Origin of the sequence: Candidatus Galacturonatibacter soehngenii (assembly GCF_008830185.1) — a bacterium.
Classification (GTDB): domain Bacteria; phylum Bacillota; class Clostridia; order Lachnospirales; family Lachnospiraceae; genus Lachnotalea; species Lachnotalea soehngenii.
On the sequence record NZ_WAGX01000007.1, the window covers coordinates 298,463 to 311,353 of the forward strand.

A 12,891-nucleotide genomic window follows, 5' to 3' on the forward strand; every position below is an offset into this window, starting at 1 on the left:
AATGTGAATGTTTATAAATTAATCTTAAGAAGGATAAAATTAATGAACAAGATAATACTAAATAAAAATAAAGTGCTTAAACTATCTAATGTATTAGGTATGGCAATTCAAGTAGATAAATCAAATAATTTTAATATCAACATAGAGCAGATGCAAAATTACTTAAAAATAAGTGGTGCTGTATCAATTGGTCCTCTAATTCAATATGTTAGTACATTTGTAAATGAAAATGGAGAATTAGACATAGAAATCAAACTACTCCTACAATCAAATTATTATATAAAGAATGTGCAGCCACCATACCAAATGGAACGTGTAATTTGTGTAAAAAACTGTATGTATGTTAGATACCAGGGAGAAGAAAACAAGTTAAAATTCGCCTATGATAAAATTAATCTTACTGCTTTTGAAGAAGATATTCCTCTAAAAGGTGACAGCTACACTATATTTGTTGATCAGCAGGATGACCAAATCATAGCAGATGTATTCATGGAGAGAGCCGACTATGATTAAACAGATAAAAACAATGGAACAGCTAAAAGACAGTCGACTACTCTATGACAAAAAAATCCCTGCGTTTGGCTATATGATTATTATAACAATAACTATACTTTTATCAGCAGTAGTTTTTTGGAGTATGAAAACGCCTAAGATTTACATAATCAAATCCAGTGGAATCGTACAAAGCACAAGTAAAAACTATGCCATGTCACCTTATACAGGAGAGATTACAGCTATACATATTAGTGAAGGAACCAAAGTAGAAGAAGGCGATATTTTATTTGAAATCAAAAGTGGAGACTTGGATCTACAAGGCGAACAGTTAGAAGGACAAAGAAATATCTATGAAACGCAGATTGCTCAATATCAAAAACTGGTAAATTCGATTAAAGATGATACCAATTACTTTGACCAGTCCAATAAAGATGATAGTCTATATTATAGCCAATATGAGGCATACAAAAGTCAGGTTAAACAAAATGAAATAGATACGACTACCTATCAAAATTATGGTTACACAGATGAACAAATAGAAGCAGAACTAGTTAAAAACCAAAATAAAATTACAGAAGTCTATTATACTGCAATTAAATCAGCAGAAGATGCTATTCTACAAAGTCAGGCACAACTAGATTCGATTAATGCACAACTAGACGCCATTGGAACAGGGCAAGAACAATACAGTATCAAGGCTAGTACAACAGGAACCATACATATGTTGAGTGAATACAAAGCAGGCATGGTAGTGCAAGCAACTCAGGCGTTGGCAAGTATATCATCGGAAAATGATAAGTATATGATACAAGCTAATATCTCAGCAGAAGATGCGGCTAGAATCAGAGTTGGTGATAAGGCGGATATTGCAGTATCGGGTCTGACACAAAGTGTGTATGGAACCATTTCTGGGAAAGTCACGCAGATTGACAGTGATTTATCAACAGCAGAAAGTAGTTCTTCAGAAGGGACAACAACTTATTTTAAAATACAGATTGAACCAGATTATACCTATCTAGTGAGCAAATCTGGGGATAAGGTAAACCTTAGCAACGGTTTAATCACAGAGGCTAGAATACAATATGATAAAGTCACGTATTTTAATTATGTGTTAGAGGGACTAGGAGTTTTAACAAGATAAAAAATGGAGTAGGAGTAAATGATAAGAGGGAAGAAGACAGCCAAAAGAAAGCTAAATAATATTTTTATGCGTTTCATAGCAGTATTAATATTAATATGTTACCTATTCAATGGAATGACATTAGTACAAGCAACAGCAAAACAAGAAGCAGATGCTGAAGCAACACAAGCTGATATCAAGGTAACAGAAATAGATCTTGGGGATTATCAAACAGAAATGAAAGTAGGAGAGAAACAGCTTCTATCAATTACGCCCCTTCCTAGTGATGCCACAAATCAAACTTTAACCTTTCAATCAAGTGATGAAACGGTTGCTACAATTAATGGCATGGGAAGAATAAACGCTATTTCAGAAGGTAGTACAACTATTACAGTAAAATGCGGCGATATTGAAAATGGTTTTTCTTTAAGCGTAATTTCTGGCGAGGTTGCTGTCACTGACATTGAGATAGGATATTATGATTTAGAAATGGAAATTGGGAAAACGCAAACACTTTTAACAACGGTTCTCCCTACAAGTGCAACAAATCAGACGGTAACATATTCTTCAAGTGATACTAGTATAGCCACCATTTTATCAACAGGTGAAATTAAGGCGCTCGCTAAAGGTGTGGTAACTATAACTGCAAGTGCTGGAAATATTTCGAAAGATATAAAACTTACTGTAAAGGAAGAGGCAAAAGTAAAAGCCAAGCAAATTGATTTAGGAGACTATCAAGATACCATGGCTATTGGCGAGAAGCAGTTACTTTCTGCTACTGTTCTTCCAACGGATACAACAGAACAAACACTTTCCTATAAGTCAAGCAATGAAGAAGTAGCAACTGTAAATGAATTAGGGAGAATTACTGCAATTGCAGTAGGAAAAACAAAGATTACAATATCCTGTGGAGAGGTGTCTAATAGCTTTTCTTTGACAGTAAAGAAGACGAATGACATTGAAGTAACAGATATTGAAATAGGTAATTATGAGGAAGAAATGATAGTAGATAAAACACAGACAATTACTGCAACGGTAATGCCCTCTAATGCCACAGATACAACCATTACCTACTCTTCTAGTAATACAGGGATTGCAACCGTACTATCAAGTGGTGAAGTTAAAGCAATTGCAAAGGGAAATGTAATTATTACAGTAAAAGCTGGAGAAATAACAAAAGAAATTCCAATCACTGTGAAAGTTGCAACTACAAAGATTGAATTAAATAATAACTATGTGGTGCTTAAGCCAATGGAAGAATTTACATTGAAGGCAAGCGCACTGCCAACCGATGCAGTTCAGTCCATGACTTATGAAGTGGTAGATAAAGACATTGCTACCATTACATCGAATGGAACAGTACAAGCAAAAAGCATTGGAACGACTTCGGTCATTGTATCCAATGGGGATTTGAGTGTTGCGGCAACCGTTATAGTGAATGAAAGTGGAACGGCTGACCAAACTATGATAGAAAATGCAACCAAACAAGTGGTGAGTAGCACCAATCAGACATTAAGTGGTGTAGAAGCAGAAGTTGTTGAGGCTATAAGAGATGAAAGTAATGTAAATGACATTGAGCTTACAGTAAAAAACTGTCGAGTATTAAGTAAAAATATATTAAAGGCACTCTATGAAACAGGAAAGACAATTATAATTACAGGTGATGGCTATACAATTCACTTAAAAGGAACAGATATTGTAAATTATGAAAATGAATTAATAACACAAATTAACTTTGAAAAAAAGGACAAAGCCATTGAATTTTTTATAAATGAAAATAAGAACTTACCTGGAAAATTTACTCTTGAAATTGAAGAAAGTGGATTCAAATATTTATATATCTATAATGAAGCAAAAGAAAAGTTTCAGCAACTAAAAATAAAAGATATCATTAGATTCGAGCTTGATATGCATGGTAAATACATGATTACGCAAGAGAAGATAAATAGTATTTCAATAAGTATAGTTGTAATTGTCCTAGTAGTAGCTATATTGTTAGGGCTTACGATTACATATATAGCAGTAAAGAAGCAGTATTGGTTTTGGTAACAATAAGTCGTATTTTTTGTGTCTAATAATTTCCTATAATACTACAAAACCAAGTAGTTATGAAAATAAATATGGATTAGCGTAAAAGTCCTTTAGTAATTACATTTACAATGATACTTCATAAGGATTATTCTATGGTAAAGTTCATTACATATAGGAGACTAACTATATGAAGTCAAGTAAAAATTGATAACATTTTATAGTTTTTCTTATAGATAAAAAAGTGTATGACAAATAAGGCAACGTGAGTTGCCTTCAAAAAAAGGATATTTATTGGTTACATTTGTGGGACAAATGCTGTGTTATTTTTCAATAGTGAATAGATTACGCGGATTAATTTCTTGCCTACGTGACTTTGTGCGACATTAAAGTGTTTACCTTCAGATCGCTTCTTGGCCATGTAAGTGGCAAAAGTGGAATCTCGCATAGAAACCAAACGGGCAGCTTGCATTATTGCCCAACGCAAATATGTAGAGCCTCTCTTAACCATAGGTGTTTTGGATGCATTGTATTTTCCAGATTAGTAAGTAGAAGGTTCCATTCCTGCAAATGCTAAAAGTTTTGCAGGTGATGAGAAGTTGTTTATATCACCGATTTCAGCAAGAATGATGGCAGCAATGGTATATCCAATACCAGGAATGGTTATAAGCGGAGTATTTAACTCATCTACGACAAGTTTGATTTGTTTATCCAACGTGTCAATTTCAGATTGAACAGCTTGAATCAATCGAATTGTTTGTTGTAATTCAAATGTTAAAGATCTGTTGGATGATCCGATTGAATCGATATGGAAATCGAAAACCAGTATTAAAAGATGTTAGTTTTTCAATTGAAAAAGGAAAGAAAGTTGCATTAGTAGGAGCGAGTGGAAGTGGAAAATCTACCATTGCTAAATTACTTTTAAAATATTATGAACCAGAAGCAGGAGAAGTGCTAATTGACGGAGTTGATATCAATGAATATAGTAATACCTCTCTTAGAAAAGCCACTTCTTATGTACCACAAACCATAGAACTATTTTCCAAGAGTATTTATGACAATATTCGTGTTAGTAAAATAAATTCAACGTTAGATGAAGTAAAAGAAGCTGCCAAAGCGGCAGATGCACATGATTTTATTAAAAAGCTTCCAATGCAATATTATACGTATTTAGAAGAAGCTGGAAATGGACTGAGCGGTGGAGAAAAGCAAAGAATTGCACTAGCAAGAGCGTTTCTAAAAAAGAATGAATTTTACATATTAGATGAAAGCACAAGTAATTTGGATTTTGCAACAGAAAATATCATATTTGATATGATTTATAATAAATTTAGAAATAAATCAATGTTGATTATTGCACACAGACTGGCAACGGTAAAGAATTGTGATGAAATTATTGTAATACATCATGGTGAAGTAGTGGAAAAAGGAACACATGAAGAGTTGTTAGAAAAACAAGGTCAGTATTATAGGTTGTGGGAAATGCAACAAGGGAATTTTGTAATAAGGGAAGAGGAAGAAGAGATAGTACAAGAAATAGTTGATGATGAGGATGAACTTAGTTATACCTAGTAATCATAATTTGAGTATTATAGCTAAAACATAAAAAAATGATGAGGTAGAGGAAAATGAAAAAGAATAGTTTGTAATAAAAAAGGTAAGCAAAGGTGTTAGATAGAATGAAAAAAATTAATGTGGATAGGATTCTTTGTAGAACTTATTATGATATTAGTGATGTTAATTTTACTAATAATAAAACAAATAGTTCCAGATATTTTAGAATACATTTTTTGCATGGGTATGTTTGTATGTTTAATAACTTCTTTTTTGCAGTTAGGAAAAATGATAGTAATTAATGGAACAAGAAATATTTTAAGGTAAGATAAGTTATACTTGATAATTTTGGTTTAAGCATTAATGTTTAAATAGATAGCTTGTAATTGGTTGCAAACAATTATGAGGGAACTACAAATAATGAAATATAAGGAGCATTCCTGTTAAGTAACAAATGACAGGTTTGCAAAAAATGAGCGTCACCCATAGAATAATGATTGTTAACTGGCAGGTTAAATAATCATCGTTCAAAGGAGACACTCACAAATGAATTGTAAACAAAATCAGAAAATCAATCAAGTAAAAGAATCAACTTTGGTAGTTGGAATTGATATCGGAAGTACAACACAATACGCCAGAGCTTTTGACTGGCGAGGCATCGAATTAGGGAAGGTCTTTAAATTTAGCAACAGCAGAGAAGGTTTTGAAAGCTTCAAGAACTGGATGAGGTGGATACAGGACAAGAATAAAAAATCAGATGTTATTGTAGGTATCGAACCAACAGGTCATTACTGGTTTGACCTTGGCGCTTATCTTGAAGATGAAAGCCTCCTCCTGGTTATGGTTAACCCTTATGCGGTAAAGCAGACCAAGGAACTGGATGACAACAGCCAAAGTAAAAACGACAACAAGGATCCCAAGGTAATAGCAAAACTCGTTATTGAGGGAAGATATTCAGCACCATATACGCCGGATGGTGTGTATGCAGATTTACGAATTATGGCATCCAATCGGAAGAGACTGATCAGGGAACTTACCCAGATCAAAAACAGATTTGCCAGATGGTTTGCCATATATTTTCCGGAATACAGTGATGTATTCGGAGACTATGAATCACAAAGCAGTATGTTACTGCTGAAAACAGTTTGTACACCGGAAGCAATCGTGGAACTCGGAGCCGAGAAAATAAATCAAATCTGGCGTGATGCAAAGCTGAGAGCTGTTGGAATGAAAAGGGCAACGACCCTGTGTGAAACAGCAAAGCGAAGCATAGGCTTAAAGAAAGGATCTTCGGCTGCTGAGTATGAAATGAAACTACTGCTTCAGGATTATGATTACAAAAAGGCACAGCTTGAATCCGTTATGGATGAAATAGAAAGCCTGTGCAAAAAGATACCCGAAAGCGAGCAGATGCTTGCCATCAAAGGTATAGGAATTATCACTGTTGCTGGATTTCTGGCTGAGGTAGGTGATGCGAGACGTTTCGAATCACCACGACAGATACAAAAGCTGGCAGGACTCTCATTAAGGGAAAATAGTTCGGGAAAGCATAAAGGACAGACGACCATAAGTAAACGAGGTCGAAGTAAGTTACGAGCTGTACTGTTCAATGCGGCAATCCCACTGATAGCTACAAATCCAGAGTTTCGTGCATTGCATGAGTATTATACAACCAGAGCGAATAATCCATTGAAAAAGAAACAATCAGTGATAGCCATCAGCTGTAAGCTGATCCGAATCTTCTATGCTATTTTGACCAAAGGAGTGTCGTATGATGCACAAAAGATGATGTCTGATATACACAGACAGTCAGTAGCAGCATAAGAAGAAACTGTAGCATTCAGGAAGACGTCCGCCGAAAGGCGCTGAAGAAAACAGCAAGAAAGATACAAATAAAACATAGAGAGCCGAAGTCAGATTTTTTTCCATCAGAGCACAGACTCAGCGTAGGAGCATCATGACGCCCCTTTATGGATAAGCAGAACGAAGGAATTCAGGACCCTGAAGTAAAGGTGATCCAGTATGACATGGGAGGTTAGGCTGCCGTAAGGACATGGGGAGATAGAAGGGCCAATCATAGCGAAATAGGACGATGTCTTATTAAGTGAACCCCAAACATCCATATATCCATGATTTAAGGCCATGGGGAATGACATAGACTAAGAAAGCTATTCTATAAAAAAATGAAAAAGTAAGAAAAAGCGAGTTAACAAGAGAAAAACTAAGATAATTATGGGAGGAAAAGAAACATGGAAATGACTTATGATGGGAAATTGGTAATGCCAAGTGGTTGTGCTTTGATGAGTGAAGAAGAGATGACTTATGTAGAAGGTGGATTGACAATAACAAGAAATGTATTTAGATATGTTGTGGGTGCAGCTATTACAGCTGGAGTAACAGCTTTGGGAGGTGGAATCTCTGTAGCTGGATTAAGAACTGTGCTAGGATCTATGGCGCTTAGAAAAGCACTTGTTAAATCTATTGTTAAAGGAATAGGAGTACTTGGAATTAAAGTAGGAAATGCTATGGCAAGTAAATTTATGACTGGACTTGCAGTGTGTGTTGGGGGTGATTTTGTAGGAACACTTTTTGATAAATATGTTGATGGTCTAGATGGAAAAGCTGATGGAAAGTGGAGAGTTTAATATTATACAGTATTTGGTTATAATTTAAAGTGGTATAAGAAAGGCTCATAAGAATGTTAAATTATAGTATTTCATTTTTGTTATTTGTTATATATATCTTATTAGAGAAAATTGTAGTAAAAAAACAGTATTCTTTAATAACATTCCACATAGTATTTATGCTAATTGGGGCAGGTGGACTTATATATATAAATTTAATGAAAATTAATAGTCTTGAGTATTTTTATATGTTATGTTTATTCTTTTCAGTAGGAGGAATATTTAGATACAAAAAAAGAAGTTAGTAAGTGTTTAAGATTTTGATTATTTGAAAAGATAAAGAATTAAATAATAAATATCTAAATTAAGTAGGAGTATCCCTTATAAACCAAATAAAAGTATTAATGTTGTAAAAGTGAATTGGATTATAAGGGGTATTCATGTGAAAGCAGTTAACAATATTAATTAGTCAGATGGCGGATAAAGGTAAGTGTAATGAGTAAAATTAATGTTCAAATTAATAAAACATTAAAGCTAAGCAATGTAATGATAAAGAAGCTTCAAGATGATGAAATAGAAAAATTTCAACTAGAAGTAGGAAAAATTCAAAACTATATAAAAGCAAAAGGTGCTATGCCAGTAGGCCCATTAATACAACATACCAATGTATTTGTAAATGGAAGTGGAGAACTAGACATGGAAATAAAATTACTTCTTCAATCAAATAATTTTATACATAATATAGAACCACCATACCAGATGGAATCCTTAATTCGTGTGAAAAATTGCATGTATGCACGTTTCCAAGGAGAAGAAAGTAATCTTAAATTTGCATATGATAAAATTAACTTAATAGCCTTTGAAGAAGATATACAATTAAAAGGTGACAGCTATACAGTATTTGTTGACCAGCAAGATGATTTTATTATAGCAGACGTTTTTATGGAAAGAGCAGATTAAGTAAACTTAGGTTCTTGTGTTAGAATACATATGATTTGATATGTAAAAGGCAATCTCATTGAGAAAGGCTAATATAGATGATGCTAGAGAGTAGAGGAGCGAGTATATGGATATAATTATTTGGATTAGTATAGGAGTATTTTTACTTTTACCCTATTATCAAAAGGTATTTGTGTCCAATTCTTTAAAAGTGAGGCGCCATATCTTAGTTTGGATTAGTTTTAATGTGTTTATGTCATTGGTTTATTATTTTGTGAATAAGCAAATCTATTCAACAGCATTTGTTATATTAATTTCAAGCTCCTTATATTACTTTTTTTCTTATATGTTACATGCAAAAAAGATTGCAGAATTAGATTTGACAGAGGAATTAAATTTACTAAAAAAAACAAAGTCATTCCAAGCTATCAAAAGAACAATTTTTATTTCTATTTTAGTTTTTTTAATATACGACATAGTATTAATATATTCTGATAAGAGTCTTTTGTTATCATTGGATAAGGTTTATTTCGTAAGTATTATAGTAATAGCGTATATACAAATCATAAAGTATGAGAGAGAAGGCAAATGAATTGCTATTGACAATAGAGATTCTAATCCGGGAAATGGATATGTTAATATCTAATAGTGAAAATGTTTAAGATTTTGTAAGAATCTAATAAACCCCATATAAAGTACTCTATAATCTGGAATTCTATTGTATAGGGGGATATTAATATACATATTGAGAGGAAAATATGCATGGATTATTTTACATTGCAAGGAAGCTGTTTGATATCAATTTTAATACCTATAAATTTCGCGGTCGGAGATTATAACAAATTTTTAAAAGAAATAGGAATTAAGAAAATTTATATGGATATTGCAATATTACTATTTGGAACTATGGTTACTATCATGTTAATTATAGTTAAAATACATCCTTACATATCATTTATACTTATAGGAGCATTCCTGTTAAGTAACAAATGACAGGTTTGCAAAAAATGAGCGTCACCCATAGAATAATGATTGTTAACTGGCAGGTTAAATAATCATCGTTCAAAGGAGACACTCACAAATGAATTGTAAACAAAATCAGAAAATCAATCAAGTAAAAGAATCAACTTTGGTAGTTGGAATTGATATCGGAAGTACAACACAATACGCCAGAGCTTTTGACTGGCGAGGCATCGAATTAGGGAAGGTCTTTAAATTTAGCAACAGCAGAGAAGGTTTTGAAAGCTTCAAGAACTGGATGAGGTGGATACAGGACAAGAATAAAAAATCAGATGTTATTGTAGGTATCGAACCAACAGGTCATTACTGGTTTGACCTTGGCGCTTATCTTGAAGATGAAAGCCTCCTCCTGGTTATGGTTAACCCTTATGCGGTAAAGCAGACCAAGGAACTGGATGACAACAGCCAAAGTAAAAACGACAACAAGGATCCCAAGGTAATAGCAAAACTCGTTATTGAGGGAAGATATTCAGCACCATATACGCCGGATGGTGTGTATGCAGATTTACGAATTATGGCATCCAATCGGAAGAGACTGATCAGGGAACTTACCCAGATCAAAAACAGATTTGCCAGATGGTTTGCCATATATTTTCCGGAATACAGTGATGTATTCGGAGACTATGAATCACAAAGCAGTATGTTACTGCTGAAAACAGTTTGTACACCGGAAGCAATCGTGGAACTCGGAGCCGAGAAAATAAATCAAATCTGGCGTGATGCAAAGCTGAGAGCTGTTGGAATGAAAAGGGCAACGACCCTGTGTGAAACAGCAAAGCGAAGCATAGGCTTAAAGAAAGGATCTTCGGCTGCTGAGTATGAAATGAAACTACTGCTTCAGGATTATGATTACAAAAAGGCACAGCTTGAATCCGTTATGGATGAAATAGAAAGCCTGTGCAAAAAGATACCCGAAAGCGAGCAGATGCTTGCCATCAAAGGTATAGGAATTATCACTGTTGCTGGATTTCTGGCTGAGGTAGGTGATGCGAGACGTTTCGAATCACCACGACAGATACAAAAGCTGGCAGGACTCTCATTAAGGGAAAATAGTTCGGGAAAGCATAAAGGACAGACGACCATAAGTAAACGAGGTCGAAGTAAGTTACGAGCTGTACTGTTCAATGCGGCAATCCCACTGATAGCTACAAATCCAGAGTTTCGTGCATTGCATGAGTATTATACAACCAGAGCGAATAATCCATTGAAAAAGAAACAATCAGTGATAGCCATCAGCTGTAAGCTGATCCGAATCTTCTATGCTATTTTGACCAAAGGAGTGTCGTATGATGCACAAAAGATGATGTCTGATATACACAGACAGTCAGTAGCAGCATAAGAAGAAACTGTAGCATTCAGGAAGACGTCCGCCGAAAGGCGCTGAAGAAAACAGCAAGAAAGATACAAATAAAACATAGAGAGCCGAAGTCAGATTTTTTTCCATCAGAGCACAGACTCAGCGTAGGAGCATCATGACGCCCCTTTATGGATAAGCAGAACGAAGGAATTCAGGACCCTGAAGTAAAGGTGATCCAGTATGACATGGGAGGTTAGGCTGCCGTAAGGACATGGGGAGATAGAAGGGCCAATCATAGCGAAATAGGACGATGTCTTATTAAGTGAACCCCAAACATCCATATATCCATGATTTAAGGCCATGGGGAATGACATAGACTAAGAAAGCTATTCTATAAAAAAATGAAAAAGTAAGAAAAAGCGAGTTAACAAGAGAAAAACTAAGATAATTATGGGAGGAATTGTAGTAGCAGTAATACAAAATAGTATAATTTTTAGAAATATTAAAGTTCGTGCAGATAGATATAATGATATTGAAAAAGTATTAAAGATATTAGAAATCTTAATAGGTGGAGTATTAATTATATTACCCCATATCAACATTTTAAGTAGGTATTTTTTAGTACAGTCTAATACTATAATATGTGTATTGTGTTACAGCATATATGCATTTTGGGGAGTAGAAAAAATATTATTTAGTAGTTTTAATTTATACTTTAATAAAAAGAAGTCCAAGAAGATGAAATGAAAAATTATGAGTTAAGAGTAGAGAAAATGAAAGACTACTTAGTGCAAGCCACACAAGCACTAGCAAGTATTTCAACTGAAAATGACACCTATATGATTCAAGCAAATGTATCAGCCGATGATGCCGCAAGAATCAAGATAGGAGATAAGACAGATATTGCAATCGCTGGATTAACACAAAGTGTATATGGGACAATCTCTGGAAAAGTAACACAGATGGATAGTGATTTGTCCACAGCAGAAAATAGTGAATCAGGGGAAACAAGTGCTTATTTTAAGATAAAAATTGAACCAGATTATACCTACTTAGTTAGCAAATCAGGAGAGAAAGTAAATCTTAGCAATGGTTTAACAGCAGAAGCTAGAATACAATATGATAAAGTAACCTATTTTAATTATGTATTGGAAGGCTTGGGAGTATTGACAAGATAACGATTTGTATTTAGGTAATTAAATGTTAAATTAAATCAGATACTTTATAGAGTGAAGGTAAAAATATAATGGGTGATGGAGTATGAAAAAAATAAAGTGTAAGGCAATTGTTTTGTGTTTGCTTATTATTATGTTTATCAACGGTACAACGGGGTATGCCGCACAAAGTGAAACACAAGCAAAAGCACAAGACAATCAAAATACAGTAAAAGAAGAAATTATCAATCCGACAGAAATTGATTTGGGGGATTATCAAAGTGAAATGCTTGTAGGAGAGAAGCAACTTTTATCTGTTACGGTATTACCAACAAATGTGACAGACCAAACAGTTATATACCAATCAAGTGACCAAGGAGTAGCAACCATAAATGGTATGGGGAGAATTACTGCTATTTCAAAAGGTACAACACAAATTACAGCAACATGCGGTTCCATTCAAAATGAATTTTCCTTAACAGTATAACAAACAGAAGTAACGGACATAGAAATAAGCATTAGTATTCAAATCGATACTTTTCGTTTTCGATATCATTTTAATCTTCAACCATAAACAGATATTGGGCGTCATGGATAGGATTTATTTGATAAACATTGTTGTGATATCTTATATCCAAATATTGATATATGGTAAAGAAT

The 12,891-nt window shown here is 34.0% G+C and carries 12 protein-coding genes and 1 pseudogene; 12 read left to right on the forward strand and 1 reads right to left on the reverse strand.

Features of this window, described 5'->3' with window-relative positions; genetic code table 11:
- The first annotated feature begins 42 nt into the window (after positions 1–42).
- The 3 genes from F7O84_RS16135 to F7O84_RS16145 are packed head-to-tail and all read left to right on the forward strand — an operon-like array spanning position 43 to position 3,664.
- Positions 43–513 (forward strand): hypothetical protein, encoded by a 471-nt coding sequence (locus tag F7O84_RS16135; protein WP_151147627.1) that lies wholly within the window; start codon positions 43–45, stop codon positions 511–513.
- The gene (locus F7O84_RS16140; protein ID WP_151147629.1) at positions 506–1,636 is read left to right on the forward strand and encodes an HlyD family secretion protein; all 1,131 of its coding nucleotides are present in this window, start codon (positions 506–508) and stop codon (positions 1,634–1,636) included. The genes F7O84_RS16135 and F7O84_RS16140 overlap by 8 nt, the downstream gene beginning before the upstream one ends.
- Positions 1,637–1,654: 18 nt before the next feature.
- Positions 1,655–3,664 (forward strand): Ig-like domain-containing protein, encoded by a 2,010-nt coding sequence (locus F7O84_RS16145; RefSeq protein ID WP_151147632.1) that lies wholly within the window; start codon positions 1,655–1,657, stop codon positions 3,662–3,664.
- Between the two features lie 277 nt (positions 3,665–3,941).
- Here the strand turns inward: F7O84_RS16145 and F7O84_RS19435 are convergent.
- A pseudogene (locus F7O84_RS19435) lies at positions 3,942–4,391 on the reverse strand (transposase).
- Between the two features lie 50 nt (positions 4,392–4,441).
- On the opposite strand from F7O84_RS19435, the gene F7O84_RS16155 reads away from it, so the two are divergent.
- From F7O84_RS16155 to F7O84_RS16195, 9 genes are all read left to right on the forward strand, one after another.
- A complete protein-coding gene (locus F7O84_RS16155) occupies positions 4,442–5,215 on the forward strand; it encodes an ABC transporter ATP-binding protein (RefSeq protein WP_320411232.1) in 774 nt (257 codons plus the stop codon).
- A gap of 528 nt (positions 5,216–5,743) precedes the next feature.
- Complete coding sequence (locus tag F7O84_RS16160; protein ID WP_151142848.1) at positions 5,744–7,021, forward strand: IS110 family RNA-guided transposase; 1,278 nt, start codon at positions 5,744–5,746, stop codon at positions 7,019–7,021.
- Between the two features lie 425 nt (positions 7,022–7,446).
- Positions 7,447–7,842: a hypothetical protein gene (locus F7O84_RS16165; protein WP_151147641.1), complete on the forward strand. Its 396-nt coding sequence runs from the start codon at positions 7,447–7,449 to the stop codon at positions 7,840–7,842.
- A 474-nt stretch (positions 7,843–8,316) separates the two neighbouring features.
- Positions 8,317–8,781 (forward strand): hypothetical protein, encoded by a 465-nt coding sequence (locus F7O84_RS16170; RefSeq protein WP_151147644.1) that lies wholly within the window; start codon positions 8,317–8,319, stop codon positions 8,779–8,781.
- A gap of 106 nt (positions 8,782–8,887) precedes the next feature.
- The gene (locus F7O84_RS16175; RefSeq protein ID WP_151147647.1) at positions 8,888–9,352 is read left to right on the forward strand and encodes a hypothetical protein; all 465 of its coding nucleotides are present in this window, start codon (positions 8,888–8,890) and stop codon (positions 9,350–9,352) included.
- 489 nt (positions 9,353–9,841) lie between these two features.
- On the forward strand, positions 9,842–11,119 hold the full coding sequence (locus tag F7O84_RS16180; protein ID WP_151142848.1) for an IS110 family RNA-guided transposase: 1,278 nt from the start codon (positions 9,842–9,844) through the stop codon (positions 11,117–11,119).
- 408 nt (positions 11,120–11,527) lie between these two features.
- Positions 11,528–11,824, forward strand: coding sequence for a hypothetical protein (locus F7O84_RS19110; RefSeq protein WP_151147650.1), 297 nt, complete (start codon positions 11,528–11,530; stop codon positions 11,822–11,824).
- On the forward strand, positions 11,821–12,255 hold the full coding sequence (locus F7O84_RS16190; RefSeq protein WP_151147653.1) for a beta-barrel domain-containing protein: 435 nt from the start codon (positions 11,821–11,823) through the stop codon (positions 12,253–12,255). The genes F7O84_RS19110 and F7O84_RS16190 overlap by 4 nt, the downstream gene beginning before the upstream one ends.
- Before the next feature lie 82 nt (positions 12,256–12,337).
- Positions 12,338–12,718, forward strand: coding sequence for an Ig-like domain-containing protein (locus F7O84_RS16195; protein ID WP_151147656.1), 381 nt, complete (start codon positions 12,338–12,340; stop codon positions 12,716–12,718).
- The last annotated feature ends 173 nt before the right edge of the window (positions 12,719–12,891 follow it).